Genomic DNA, 15,286 nt, shown 5'->3' with positions numbered 1-15,286 from the left:
ATGATTAGGGGTTGGATGATAACTATTTCTAAATACAATGTACATGAAGACAAACTGATTCTAAGACCTAATCAAAACAAACCAGATATTATTTGTAGTCGTATCCACGATGTAGAAATCAATACAAAGAATATGGAGGCATACTTTACACAAATGCAACAACTCAAGAGGATGCCACGAAGAAAAAGACAGAGAAAGGATCGTAACAAGTTGTAGATGTGAGGAGAATATATCTAACTTGCCTATTAGACAAGTTTTTACAAAAAGAGTTAAAAATTCTATTTATCTGTGATATGATGAGGAAAATATACACCATTAGAGGGACACATAACATCAAAGTTATGTGTCTTTTTTTAAGGAGAGTGTGAGAATTGTCAGTTAATAAGACTCACGTTAATCGATTGAAGGATGGACGAGGGCAAGGTAGAGGTGAACAGTATGTTCCTTTCATCAAAGCGAATGACAATAAAGTAGCTTCAGAGGGATGGCTTACCCGTACTTTAGGGTGGCACTCTAATCGGATACATCACACACTCTCAAATTATGAATATCAGTATTTACTTGTTCAGGATTGGTCTGATCAAGTCGTAGATATTAGGGAGCAATACCCTCTAACACCCATTGAAGCTACTCAGAAAATTGCAGCTAGGCTGAATATCAAACATCCTCAAGATAAAGGAGAGGATGTAGTTATGTCCACTGATTTTATGCTTACTACGATGAGTGTACATGGTGAGCTTCAGGAGCATCCACGTACCATCAAACCTATTAATAAACTGAACAAAAGAACTTTGGAACTATTCGAGATTGAGCGCCAGTACTATAAAGAGTTGAATTTAGAGTGGAAAGTTGTTTTTGATGTTGGGAGGCCTATTTCATTCATACGAAACATTGATTGGTTATACGACGCGAAGCGATTGGAAGGTAGGCCGGGTATAGATCTTGAAGTGGTTAACATGTTAGCAGAACCTCTACTGTATAAACTTCAATCTCTCAGTCGGACAATGTCGATAAGCAAAAAGTGTCTTAACTCTGATAATCAACTGGGTGTAGAGCCTGGGACATCGATGTTTATGATAAAACACATGTTAGCTAATAAGCAATGGATAACTTCAATGATGGAACCGATACGAGAGAGTACTCCTCTTCAAATTGAACGTTCAAAAAGTAAATAGGTGGTGTAAATCGTGATTTATATTAACTCTGTTGTTGCTTTTCAAAAGTATATCTCGGATGACCATGAGGAGATCTCGCTTGAACGGGTTCTCTGGATTTCTCCTGATCAATCATACGTGGTATTAGTAAACATAGATGATAAGCGTAAATTACAATTACCCTATTTTCGAGATTATGGAGAACTGCTTCGTTTACTTGAGATGGAGGAAGCCAATATTTCCTCTTATGAACCGGATCTATTGTTTTTAAATCCTACTGATGAGTATTTAAACAAATATGGAGCTGAGAGAGACCAGAAATTTGACTTAATAAAATCCATTGCTAATAAAGAACCAGAAATTTTCTGGAGCGAATCAAGGGGGAAGTTAATTAGAAGTGAATCAGATCGAACAGGAAAACCACAGAAAACAATATATTTACTACTGAAAAAGTATTGGTTCTATGGGAAATCAATTAATGGTTTATTACATGACTATACCGATGTAGGGGTCACTGGAGACAAGAGGAAAATAAACATAAAAACAGGGCCAAAAACAGAAGACCACAACTTTATTGTGACAGCTAAAGATAAAGAAATATTTAAGTCCGCTATACAAAAATATCATTCGGCATTGAAAATGAATTTAACTGCTACGCACAAACATATGTGTGAAGAGCATTATAATGAAGGATTCTATAGAAAGCATGAGGTTAAGGTTCCTATTATAAATATGACTAATTGTCCATCAATAAAGCAATTCAGATATTGGTATCAAAAAGAGTATAACAAAAAAAGTCGTTTGGCCGCTAAAGTAGGGAACCGAAAAGCAGAGATAAGAGCGAGAGCTTTACTGGGTTCACCTACTGAGGAAATTCATAATCCGGGAGCATTATATGAAACGGATTCTACACCTGCTGATGTGCTTTTACTGTCTTCAGATTATCTTACAGTCATTGGGAGACCACATGTTTATTTTGTCAAAGATGTAATGAGTCGTTTAATTACGGGAATGCATATATCTAAAACGAATTCCTGGGTAGAAAGTATGATGGCGTTAGAAAATGCTTCTACGGATAAGGTGGAGTTCTGTGCTAAATATGGAGTGAGCATTCATGAAGAGGATTGGCCATCTAAACATCTTCCTCAAAAGATGGTTGGGGATCGTGGAGAGATGAAGAGCAAGAATTCGAATAATTTAGTGAATTTAAATGTTCGCTTAGCTAATCCTCCTTCGTACCGAGCAGATCTGAAACCGTATATCGAACAGCAATTCAGAAACTTTTGTGGACGTGTGAAAGAACTGATACCGGGAGCGGTCCATAAGGAACATCGTGAAAGAGGGGAACTTGATCCTTCCAAAAAGAGTGTCTATACCTTCGAGGTATTTACGAAGATCGTTATTTTATTTGTGCTGGAGTATAATCGCAAAGCACTTAGTGACGATTTTCTAGTAACCAGTGAAATGGCTAGAGATAATGTGGATTTAACACCAATTTCCATGTGGAATTGGGGAGCAAAGCGAAGCTTACTCCATGAAGAACCTCGAGAGCTGATTCGATATGTTCTCTTACCTAAAGAAAAGGGAGTTGTAACAAGACGAGGGATTAATGTGAATCAACTAAATTATGCATGTGAGCTTGGGGTTAAGGAAGGTTGGTTCGAAGATGAACAAATAGAGGGTAAACATCAAATTGAAGTTAGCTACGATCCTAGAAACTCCAGTAGTATTTTCATTCGACTCAAAAATGGCTCTATTGTGCAATGCAGTCTAACGGCAAAATTTAAGGAATATGAAGGAATGCATATTGATGATGTGAAATCTATACTAAATTTCAAAAAGAAAAAATTACAAATGGCAAAAAACGAGCGTTACCAAATTGAGTCCGAATTAGATGCTGCTGCTAAATATTTGACCAAGTTAGAAAGAGAAAAAATGAATGAGAGACAAAAGGGACTGCCTAAGTCTAATAAATATAAAAACAAACGGGCTAAAAGAAAACTAGAGTCTCGTATTACTGGTAGTGAGACTTCTTGGACTGCCCGACGTCAAACGGATGAAAAGATTTTCACATGTACTGAATCTAAATCAACGTTACAGGAATCTTATACTTCCAATCCCCCTTTAAGTAAAATGCAACTTTTTCTTTTAAGTAAAAGTAAAGAGAGGCGGTTACCGGATGAACAATGATTCGGATCGTTATGTATATCTTAAAGGAAGACAAATAGAGGCAGAGTATTATCCACAAATTATAGATGCATATCAAAACAATCCTTTCATAGAAGCTATTCCTCCAAGGTTAAAGCAAGAGCAACTTTATCAACTGTTATATTCAGTACCCCGATTTACAGGTGACCTATCTCAACTTGATGATGAAGAACGAGTAGAACTTGTGCAACAAATTAAACCGATGTATTGGCAACCGATGGTATCACATTTTGAAAAATATAGGAACCTGTATACGATGATTAAGATTGGGTATCAATCTAGAAATCCCATTAGTCCCATGTACCAAAGACAACTTTCCATTGGATTAGATAAAATATTATCCGCTGGAATCAATGAATATGGAGAAAATTTAATGGGTAATGTCCAAACAGCTCAACAGATGGCTGATATAGGGTTGAGTGGAATGGGGAAATCCAAATCCTACGAGAGAGTTCTGAGTTTAATACCTCAAGTAATTCACCATACCAGGTACAAATCAGATTATCTAGCCTGCAAGCAGGTACTTTGGCTTCACATCGAATGCCCCAGTAATAAATCTGTGGGTGCACTTTGTCGAAATTTCTATTTTGCTGTAGATAAACTCTTAGGCACTTCTTATTACGAGGATCTGGCAGAGAAGGATGGTCGAGCTGAGGTGCTAGCGAAAAGAATGTCAAAAGTAGCTGGCCAAATTAATTTAGGTGTGCTTGTTATTGACGAAATCCAACGAATTCATAAAGGACATTCTGGTGGAGAGGCAAAAATGATTGATTTTATCACCGAACTTACCAATTCTATCGGGATACCCATCATCATGATTGGGACATTTAAAGCGTTGTACCTGTTTAAAAATTCTTTGGCGAACACTAGAAGGGGTATACCGGATGGTTATGCTGAGAACATTACAGATCGTATGAAAGATGGATTAGAATGGGAATTGTTTGTCGAAGGGCTATGGGATCTGCAGTATACTAAAAAATTCACTCCTCTCACACCTGATTTAAAAGCAGCGTTGTATTATCATACATTGGGAATTCCTGATTTTGCAGTAAAATTATTTATGCATATTCAGTGTCATGTAATCTTGTATGAGGAAACAGAATCGATCACTCTAGAGATGCTTGAGTCCGTAGCAAGTAAGACTTTCCGACTTGTTCAACCTATATTCGAACGTATACGGGAAGGTGAGGAAATTGACCCAGCTGAATATGAAGATTTGAAACCAGACTGGATTGTTTTCAAAAAGTATATCATGGATGCTCAGCATCGAATAACGATTGATGGGCAACTTTCTGAAGAGCATAAGTTAATTTTAATCCAAAATAATCGAAAAGTATTAATTGACCAATTATGTACTTTTGCTATGAAGATGGGGACTACTTCTGAGAAAGCGATAGCTTTTTCAGAACAAATTGAATTAGAGAATAGAAATGTAAAAGTCGATGTAGAACTCCTGTATTCGCTGGTCGCCCAAAAAGTACTCGCAGATAAAGACTCAGCAACTGAAGAGCAGGTTGAGCCGATCTTACCAAATAAGCTTCGTAAAACCAGTTTGAAAACCAAAGAAATCTTAGAGACAGATGATATACGTTCCATTTCGTATGAGGCCAATAAACAAAAGAAAACCAATGAAGAGGCTCTCAAGCTAGCTGGACTTGTTGCTGACTTTACTGAGTTTATTGAATTTGAAACTGAGGGGGACGTTAGATGGGGAAGATAGTTTATTTTCCATCCACCTATATGGATGAAGATTTCCGAAGTATCGTCCACCGGTATAATTTACAATCGGCCAAAACGTTCGAGCTTAGTAAAAAAGAACTTTTAGGTAAATCAGTACCTAATAGAATCATTTATCCTCAAAACCTAGAAAGTATACTAACAGATCTAGGATTATCGGATGATTTTGCAGAGCATATTATTCTTAAACATAGTTTTTACCCATTTATAAGCCCCTTTCTCTCAAGAAAAAAACAGGAGGGTGTTTGGAGAGGAATGGGATCAAATTCAGAGAAAAACGAATTGAAAATACATGCATTATACTCGTTTATTAGTGATGAATGCAGATACTGCCCCGAGTGTATGTTAGAAGATTTTAGTCAGTTTCAAGTCGTTTATCTCCATCGTATGCATCAGTTCGTTTTTTTAAAACAATGTATGGTCCATGGAAGTGAGCTTTTTACGTCTTGTAACGCATGTGGAACAACTCTTGTTGATAAAAAGGCAACATGGATGCTATTTGATCTCGACTGCCCCAAATGTAACCAAAATGTTTTGAATGATAGGAAATCTATTAAAATCAAAGCGGATCATGATTTGTTAGATGATATTAACACTCTAATGAGTCAACGGAAGTTGGATATAGATACTTTGCACCTCAAATTTATGATTAACATTGGGAAACGCAATTACATCCATTTTCGTGGAGACTACATTTATAAAAGAACCTTGCTAAGTGAGTTCATTAAATTTTATGGTGAGTTGTATTTATCCCAATTAGGTATTTTCACAGATGAAATACTGGAGACTAAGAACATAACTAGATTGTTTGATAAAAGATATATGGGCAGTCTTACCATTGTGTACATCCTTCTAATGAGATTTTTATCAGGCTCTGTAGAAAGATTTTTAAATAACAAGGACAGTTATTCAACAAAGCTGCCTTTCGGCTGCGGTCCTTGGCTCTGTCTTAATCCAATTTGTCAGTACTATAATGAACTTGTTATAACAGATATTAAACGTAGAGTTCACGAGTGGGCAACAGGTAGATTTACTTGTTCTCATTGTGGTCTTATCTACACTCGTAAAGCTATACCAAATGGAGAAGAGAATGAAGGGTACAGCATTGAAACTTGGGGATTTTTGTTTATCCAGAAAGCAGAGGAATATTATGATATGGGGATGACGCTTCGAGAAATTGGAGAAAAGCTATCTTCAAATCGAAACACAGTGCAAAAATATCTTAGACCGCATACTGGTCGTCGAAGAAAATCCAGCTACCCTGGGGGGATCCATGAGGAATTGGTTTTAGAAATGGGCTTTTTCGAGGCCGCAGCTACTTCAGTAGATAAGATGACACTGTGTAAGGACACTGTATTAGAAGCAATAAGAATGTTAGGGCGTGAGGCGACAAGACCAGAAATTCGAAAGTACAATATCCACAGGTATGATTGGCTTATGAAGAGAGAGAAAGAATGGATGGAAGAACATCTCCCAGCAAGAAAAATCTTACCTAAGACGATAAACAGGGAGACTTTAGATGACGAAATCTACCAAGAACTGAAGGAAGCTATAGCTAAAGTTTATAGTAAAAATCCAAATGCACGAATATCCGGTTCTGCATTCTTTCGAGAGCTTCCAAAAGAAAAATTCCAACGTTATTTGCATAACAGATCGATTCTTCCTCGTTCTAGGGATCTTTATGAATCTAATATAGAGACAATGGATGATTATGGTTTGCGTATGATTGATAGAGTTATTGAATGGTTTGAACAACAATCAAATTATGACACGCCAAGTCTTAAAATTATACAAAAAAAATTTTCCCTTTACAAAAACTGTTCAAAAAAGGTTCAAGATTGGGTTGTAGCCGAAGTGAAAAACAAATTAAATAAATGTAGAAAGGAATAAAATTAGTGATAAATTTTCCCACTCCTTTACCGGATGAATTATTATACAGCGTTTTTGCTAGGTACCATGTTAATTCTGGAAATGAAAATAATAGAAAAACATTATTAGATCTATTTTCTAATTCAAATGTTTCTGCTACAACTGCTTACTCTGGTTATCTTCATACGTTAAACAATCACATACCAGGGAGGGCAATACCTATTGTGTATTTATTGGAGCATCACACGCTAATTCCATATTATCGTCCCTTTATTCAAGAAGCTCGATTTAATCGAATATTTTACACGTTGGTACACTCCAATTGTCAACCTATTTATATGTGGTTAGGACTACCTCCAAGCGGAGTAGAAAGGCCTCTTTTTCTTAGGTACTGTGGTCAGTGTGTTTCAGCGGATCGTTTAAAGGTTGGTGTTGCTTACTGGCATCGTTCTCATCAACTAACTGGTGTTTCGGTATGTGTTGAACATCAGTGCTATCTTATAGAGTCTTCGATTCACTATGCACAAAAAGGAAAGAAACATGAGTTTATAACATTACAATCTATACTTCCAGAAAATATTCCGCTCGCTCTCGAGGGAAGTAATAAGGAAGTTAATATTGCTCAAAGATCTATTGATCTTCTTACAACGACTTATAAGCCACTGGGGCTTGGAGCAGTCAGAAAATACTACTTATACAAGCTTCAAGAGATGGGATTTCTAACTACTGGAGGAAACATCAGATTTATGGATCTTATTCCCCAGTTGAACTCCTTCTATGGTTCGACTTATCTTAGAAATCTAGGCAGCCCTCTAGATATAGGTAGCCAGTGTACATGGCTGCACAAAATGTTGAGGAAACCTCGGCATGCAACACATCCTTTAAGGCATATTCTAATGCAGTATTTTTTAGATATGAATACTAGGGACCTAGTGGAGAAGAAACAGTACAGTAAGGCTAATGCTTTTGGTAATGGTCCATGGCCCTGCTTAAACAAAGCAGCATCCCACTTTGGGAGCAAAGTAATTGAGTCTGTCCGTGTGACAAGGTGTTCGGATACCTCCAAACCTGTTGGTACGTTCCAGTGTAGCTGTGGTTTTATATACTCACGTAGAGGGCCGGATCAAACTGAAAACGATATTTTCCGAGTTGGAAGAATTAAGCAGCTAGGTGCCGTTTGGATGGAGAAGTTAAATGAATTATCTTTCAATCCTGTTTTGAGCTTACGAGAAAAGGCGAGAAGATTGGGGGTTGATCCCGGAACCGTCAAAAAATACTTGAATTATTCAGAGTCAGCTAAGAATTGTTCAAGTACTAAAAGAAGTATTCGTCACAAACCTAAGCGTCAAAGGGAAAATTATGATGATAAGAGAGTGCCATACCAGCGTGTAGATTGGAAAAAAAGAGATGAAATTTTAGCGCAGAATATTGAAACAACAGCTACTACATTGAAATCAAAATACAATCGTCGGATATCCCGTTCAATAATAGTACAAAAGCTTCATTGTACGACGATGATTCACACTAAACGAGAAAAATTACCTCTTAGCCGAGCGAAGCTTGAGCAGGTAATCGAAACAATGGAACAGTATCATGAGCGTAAGCGTTTGATGGGATAATATGAGTCTACAACAATCTAAATGAGCAGTGTATGTATTGTTTTGGATCTGTTTTTTAATTAAACTCAGATGGTAATAACAATATTGGGAGTGTGAATTACGTGATATTCGAAATAACAAATGATATGATAGAACAAATTAAAAAATGGGATTCATGTAAACCTATTGATGTTTCAGGGGCAAAGTTCTCGTACACTTTTATTCCCACAGCCATTGGTTTTGTGATTCAAGTAGAATGCGATGTTTGTAAGAGAAAATTAAAGTTTTGTGATGATGATTAAAATAATCATTTTGGATATTTTCAAAAGGAGAACTAGCTGATGATAAAGTTTGTAATGATTAATAAGAAAAACAGCAGGAGCTTTGATTTTTATTCCTATACAGAACAAATTATGGAAAAAGTGAAATTAGATTTGGATTCAAATAGTTTAGAGTTCTATTCAAATAAAGAGACAATACGTAAAGCGACTTTTGAATACAAGCAAACGGATTTATTTGTTAACTTTACTGTCCTTGCTACTTATGAAACCATCCAACTTAAAGTAGATGTTATTCTTCCATCTAAAGATTCATCGAATCTTGAATTACATGATTTAAAAATAAAAATTAAAGATGAGATGATTGATGACTGGGAGCAATGTGTTTGGTTAGAGGATACTCAATCTGAACATTTTGCCGAAGAATTATATAAGAAAGTACATAATGTAGAGAATTCTCTGAGAAGACTAATAAACAGTATAATGTTCTTTGAGCTCGGTGGGGACTGGTGGGAGCAGTATATGCCAGCTGACTTGATCAATAAATATAACGAAAGAAATGACCAATATAGACGTCGAACCCCTAGTTTTGACAATATACATACAAACCTAATGTCTATCGATACAGGTGATTTAATTAGTATTTTGAGTTTTAAGACATATAAGATGAAGAAAAATAGCATCTTTCGCGATCCTGATAGTTTGGATCCGTTTGAAGATTCCGTTGAACCGATAAATGTTTTTTCTCGAGACGAAAAAGAAAGGCTTTTTATTTTCCAAAACCTAATGAACAGTATCTTCTTTAACACTAAATCAATTGATAAATTACATCCTAGATTAATAGGGGAATTGAAAGAACAAATGGAAGTAGATAAGAATTTTTGGGAAGATTATTTTCTTCCATGGTTTTCGTGTGATTTCAGAAAATTTAGTGGTCTATGGAGCGAGTTTAAGACAGATCGTAATCATGTAGCTCATAATAAACTTATAGATTTAAGATTAAGGGATAAGTTCAATAAAAGCATGAATGAGCTCGAAAAATTGATTGCAGAAGCCGAGGAGAAGTTTGATGCATACACGGAGACCGAAGCAGCAAGTTATATGGAAGAAATAAGATTTGAGGCAGAAGTGATGGAAAGACAACAAGCTGATGATTGGAGAGATAATATAGAAGAAGCAACTGGTATTCGTATTCTTGATGAGAGTGAGATTATTTTTGAATTCCATGAACATCTAAGTACCATTTTTGATCACCTAAGAGACATGTTTTATTATCGCTCTGATTTGGAGATCTCATATTTTGAGACTACTCTTAAAGAGGAAGCCACTATCTTCATAATTGAGCATAATATAACAAGAGATGATATAAAAGTGAGGGTTTTTCCCGATATTAATTCATCTACAGGGGAACTAAGTACAATATCTTTTCAAGTGATAACGAATGATAAAGAGGAAATGTTTGATATATATTATACGAATGGAGAAGCAGAGTATAATGACGAGCAAACAATTTATATGCCTTTAGTTCAAGATCACTGGGAGGTCACATCTGGATTATCTAAAATGGAAAAGTACATATCATCTTTGGTATCTTCAGATTTTCCAGAAATCACAGAAGATCAAATCGCTAGTGTACCTTGTCGTTATTGTGAATCCTATTCGGTTTATTTCAGCGATGAGGATTCAGACGTAGAAAGTACGTTAAGATATAAGACCGGAGAATGCCTTAATTGTGGAAAAGTAAATACACTAGGGTTTTGCATGAGATGCGATAAAACTCTAAACCAAGAAGAGGACGGACTTTGTGATGGTTGTGAAGCTTACATTGATGCGCAATGAAGTGATTTAATTATAATATAACTTATATGTGACATTGGTAACTGTTAGATCAAAAGAATCAGTAAATAAATAATGTCAAAACAAAATAATGGTCCTGATCACGATAAGTCATCCGGTAAGTAAGACTATTAGAGATATGAGTGGTCAAAAAGCTCATTATAAGGATCTATTTGAGAATGAATATTTCGAAATTACTAAATCATAAATAACTTTTAGAATTCGACACCATGATTATATTTATAAGCGATGTCTTTCATTGATTTCAATTCAATACTTGGATTAGTCCTATAGATACACCCACATTTGCTCCTTTTTGATTCACCATACTAAACAAAAAGAAACCTTGCGGAACAAGGTTTTCTTTTTGTTGTCTTTTGAAGGTAGATAGCATTTTTTTGTCGAAATACAAACTCAGCATAATGATTGAGAATATGGATATGAAAAAGGAGTTACTATGAGCACGACTCAATATAATTGGACCCGTTATTGTTATCCAAGAGGAATAGATCCCAACTCTTTTTTGCATGACGGTTTTCTAGTTGACCCAGATGAGAGCTTTACGGCACAGCAACATCCTGAACTGGTGACGTTATCAGAACTGCAGGACCAGCAATGTCTAATTTTGCTGGGTGAGCCAGGCAGCGGTAAAAGCACCGTTTTCGCTGAAATGAAAGATCAGTTAGAAAATACAAATTCATACGTAATTTTCGTAGATCTAAAAAAGATTACCACCGACCAATTCATAAACAACAGCATCATGAACAACGAAAAGTATGCGGAGTGGAAGCAAGAGCAGAACAGTAAATTATATTTGGTGTTTGACAGCTTTGATGAAGGATTCATGCAACTACAAGTTCTATGCAATTTGTTGGAAGACATTTTGGATCAACTGGACGTTTCCAGACTATACCTCCGAATCGCTTGCAGAACTGGGGCGTTTCCGAGTGGCTTGGAATATAATCTGGAGTGTAAGTTCTCAAAAGGCAACGTCCATTTTTATAGACTTGCGCCGCTCAGGGAGAAAGACGTGAAAGAAGCTAGCATTAATCACGAGCATGCGTCTCAAACATTTGTTTCTCAAGTGAAAAAGCATCGAATTGAAGCGTTAGCTAGCCGACCAGTTACGCTGCACATGCTTCTGAATACCTGGAACGATCAGCCGATAGTCAAGAAGGAGCTATACGATCGAGGTTGTTATAAGCTTTGTGAGGAAGTAAACCCGGATCGAAGAGCAAAGAGGTTTATTGCTGGGCGACTATCCGTGGCGCAAAAACTGGAATACGCAGCGAAGCTGGCAGCGGTTTGTATGTTGACGAACCGACATATCATTCACACTGGCTTGGAAGGAGGAGCGCACCAGATCGGCACCATCCAATTACGGGACGTACAGAGCGAATATGACACGAGAGTGATTACTGAAGCCGATTGGAATGAAGTACTGACTACAGGGCTATTCGTCGATAACGGACCCGAGCAGTTAACGTGGGCCCACAAATCGTATGAAGAGTTTTTAGCCGCCTATTATTTGAATGCTAGTGGAGTGAAGACAAAGCAACTACTACATTTTTTTATGCACCCCGGCGATTTTGAAGGTCAATTCGTTCCTCAACTTCATCAAACAGCCGCCTGGCTCGGTGAATTTAATGAGTCTTTTCTGAATGAACTTGTTGACAAACAGCCGGAACTTCTGTTTCTTTTCGATCGGTTTCAGTTAACAGTTGATACAAAGAAAAAATTCGTTTTGTCGGTGTTCAACAAGTCGGATCCGGATTACTCCAGGCATTATTGGGATATTGATTTCATTAAAGAGCTTAGGATTCCAGAAGTCATAGATATCGTAAACAATTGTCTTAGCGATCCGGCAAGTTCGGATTTGGCTAAAAGATGTGCTCTGAATTTTGTCTATTACAGCGATATGATCGAGACGATAAGTACTATACTTGATTGTTTCCACAACTGGGATGGAGACTTGCTAGACGACGTATTCCCCGTCCTGTATAAATTATGTCCAGATGAGCAGTTGCGGCCGATGAAGTTTTTTCTTGATAACTATACCTATCGGTACGATCATATGTACTTTCCCCTGTTAAAAAGATTGTATCCGAATCATCTGACATTAATGGAATTGTTGGAATACATGCTCGACTTATACGTTCGAGAAGACACTGTTTCTGAGCATATTTGTTCAATTGTCCAATCATTATGCTCGGAACAACTAGTAACGCTTAGTGATACGATACTTGATTCACCGGAATATGTGAATCGGAAAAATTCATCCTCTGTCTATTTGGAAGTGTACAAAGTATTTCTGAGTAAATTTGACGAAAGCGAAGAAGAGTTGAAGAAACGTATTGTGAGGCTAGAGGACAGCTTAAGAGAAAACAATTTCCTGGAGTGCGCGAGTAAGCCTGAAATGGAACAGTTCACTGAAAAACCTGAAAAATGGTCGCCTACCCCGCCAGTTTTTCAGCAAGAGGCAGCACTGGAACTATTAGATCGGATGGAAAGTGGACAAACCAATGCCTGGGACACATTAATAAAACAATTAAATCCTCGTGATTGGAGTAATTTATTCAGCTCTGATCCAAGTGATTTCTCGCAATTCATAGGTTGGAAACAAGCCAACGAGGATTTGAGGGCGCGTATACTGCTGGCAGCAAAGCAGTTCATTATCACTCCTTCTGCAAGTATAGAAAACTCAGATCAGTACGGGTACACAAGGAACATGCTTGATGCAATTCAGCTTGTTTTTATGAATGAAAGGATGTTTTTTGAAACGTTGTCTCCAGAAGCTGTGCATCAATGCTTAGATGCCGTCACCGAGCCACAAATCAGTCAATATATGGATGGTATGGAGATCCTCAAGTGGTTTCATCGTCTCCACCGGGTGGAGACGTTAAACGGTATTTTTCGTTACGTACGCCAGTTATCTTGGGGATGGGGGGCTCGATATACAGTAATCAGTCAACTCGTGAACTGTTGGGACGAGGATACTGCTTCGCGGGTGCTAACGCTAATGCAGGACGAAACGATCGATCTAGAAGCTTTCGGGCTTATCATCAGCATCTTACTTGAGCAGCGTCATCCTACGATAAAGCAAATCGTGGAGTCACTTGTAGACAAAGGACGGAACCCTTCCAACGTAGAAGTAAGAGAACGTGCATCAGAGGCACTGGCAATTATGATGGATTTCTCAGAAGACGCAGGTTGGGCACTACTGAGGCCAATCTTGCAAGAAGATAAGGAATACGGCAAAAGCATCATCGAACGTTATTTAGCAACATTCCGAAACTATTCCTTTCAGGACAGGTGGTCATCCGAAGCAATTGCCGAGCTGTTTGAGTGGCTAAACGTTAACGAAATTGATTACTCTTATAAATTTAATAATTTAAAGGCACTGTTACTTCGTGAGTTGGAGGATCGTAAAACGGAGGAGTCCTATAGACAGATCAAATTTCTTAGTAAGAAGTTGCCGAATTCTGAACATGTGCAATCAGTGTGGTCATTCATACGCAATGACTACTTGAAAAAATCGTGGAATCCTCCGCTGCCTGAAGCAATTATAAAGACGGTTCACGGGAAAAAGAGAATGCCGATAATTAATGGGCAGCAACTTATTGAAGTCGTCAAAGACATTTTGGAGGACTACGAGAGAATGCTTCACTCGGATAATCCGCTCATCTTCACAATGTGGAATAAAATTGACGACAAGCAAGTTCCAAAAACGGAAAATGAATTTTCCGATCTAATCAAAACGCGATTAGCAGAACAGTTGCTCGAATACGGAATCATCGTCAATCGGGAAGTGGAACAAAGTCGATCTGATTACGAAGGGGGGAGAAGGGGAGAGCGGATCGATATTAAAGTAGATTTGTGTACGACCCAAAAAGAAACGATTTCGCTGATGATAGAAGTAAAAGGTTGCTGGAACCGCTCACTGAAGACTGCAATGGAGAAACAATTAGTCAGCCGTTACATGGAGAACCAACATTGTGACTACGGTATGTACTTGATAGGGTGGTTTCTATGTGATGGATGGAAGGATTCTACTGATATCCGACTCAAGTCGACTCCAGATATGCAAATCAACGACGCCAAACAGTTTTTTAATCAGCAGGCTGAGAATTTGTCTTTTAAATTTAACAAGCATGTTAGTTCATATGTCTTTGATGCCACGATAAGAAGTTGAACCGGCGAGACATACATATGAATTCATATTCAAATTCCTACTTTTTAATGGTTAAAATTTTTACAACTGAATTAAAAATTTCAACATATTCAAAAAGGGAGTCCGAGACATTAAGTTGGGCTCCCCTTTTTGAATTTTGAAATACATTGTACGTCTTATTGAGTTATAAAGTGATGATTCATAGAGAGATTAAAGTATCGAAATGAACATTCCCGAAAGCTGTAGAACATTTCTTTCTTCAGGGGGAACAATAGTGAAAATTATTTATTAACTACTTAGTGAATGAGAAGAGGAATAAGTACATTAGCAAGATCAATTCTCAATTTTTCAATATACTTTATAGTTCTATCACATGAGAATTTTTGTGAATAAAGTAGGATTTTCTTGCATGATGTCGAATTTTTACAGTAAAGA

The 15,286-nt window shown here is 37.3% G+C and carries 7 protein-coding genes; all 7 read left to right on the top strand.

The window, feature by feature from the left end:
* Positions 1–371 precede the first annotated feature (371 nt).
* Positions 372–1,175, top strand: a complete 804-nt coding sequence (locus NLBNIHML_RS13425) for a TnsA endonuclease C-terminal domain-containing protein (RefSeq protein ID WP_494354545.1) — start codon at positions 372–374, stop codon at positions 1,173–1,175.
* 12 nt (positions 1,176–1,187) lie between these two features.
* Positions 1,188–3,344: a TnsB C-terminal domain-containing protein gene (locus NLBNIHML_RS13420; protein WP_494354544.1), complete on the top strand. Its 2,157-nt coding sequence runs from the start codon at positions 1,188–1,190 to the stop codon at positions 3,342–3,344.
* Positions 3,334–5,082 carry an ATP-binding protein gene (locus NLBNIHML_RS13415; protein WP_494354543.1) on the top strand — a complete coding sequence of 583 codons (1,749 nt, stop codon included), beginning with the start codon at positions 3,334–3,336 and terminating at the stop codon, positions 5,080–5,082. Before NLBNIHML_RS13420 ends, NLBNIHML_RS13415 begins: the two co-directional genes overlap by 11 nt.
* Positions 5,070–6,989, top strand: a complete 1,920-nt coding sequence (locus tag NLBNIHML_RS13410) for a TnsD family Tn7-like transposition protein (protein ID WP_494354542.1) — start codon at positions 5,070–5,072, stop codon at positions 6,987–6,989. The genes NLBNIHML_RS13415 and NLBNIHML_RS13410 overlap by 13 nt, the downstream gene beginning before the upstream one ends.
* Before the next feature lie 5 nt (positions 6,990–6,994).
* Positions 6,995–8,587: a TnsD family Tn7-like transposition protein gene (locus NLBNIHML_RS13405; protein WP_494354541.1), complete on the top strand. Its 1,593-nt coding sequence runs from the start codon at positions 6,995–6,997 to the stop codon at positions 8,585–8,587.
* A gap of 320 nt (positions 8,588–8,907) precedes the next feature.
* Positions 8,908–10,683 (top strand): hypothetical protein, encoded by a 1,776-nt coding sequence (locus NLBNIHML_RS13400; protein WP_494354540.1) that lies wholly within the window; start codon positions 8,908–8,910, stop codon positions 10,681–10,683.
* Between the two features lie 454 nt (positions 10,684–11,137).
* Positions 11,138–14,872 carry an NACHT domain-containing protein gene (locus tag NLBNIHML_RS13395; RefSeq protein ID WP_494354539.1) on the top strand — a complete coding sequence of 1,245 codons (3,735 nt, stop codon included), beginning with the start codon at positions 11,138–11,140 and terminating at the stop codon, positions 14,870–14,872.
* Positions 14,873–15,286 lie beyond the last annotated feature (414 nt).

The sequence above is a fragment of the Paenibacillus sp. JNU01 genome (assembly GCF_059130585.1).
This window is presented reverse-complemented; position numbering and strand designations above follow the sequence as displayed.

Bases quoted from the DNA above. Each gene is read 5' to 3' on its own strand.
- NLBNIHML_RS13415 (WP_494354543.1), top strand. From the start codon at position 3,334: ATGAACAATGATTCGGATCGTTATGTATATCTTAAAGGAAGACAAATA.
- NLBNIHML_RS13410 (WP_494354542.1), top strand. From the start codon at position 5,070: ATGGGGAAGATAGTTTATTTTCCATCCACCTATATGGATGAAGATTTC.
- NLBNIHML_RS13400 (WP_494354540.1), top strand. From the start codon at position 8,908: ATGATAAAGTTTGTAATGATTAATAAGAAAAACAGCAGGAGCTTTGAT.
- NLBNIHML_RS13395 (WP_494354539.1), top strand. From the start codon at position 11,138: ATGAGCACGACTCAATATAATTGGACCCGTTATTGTTATCCAAGAGGA.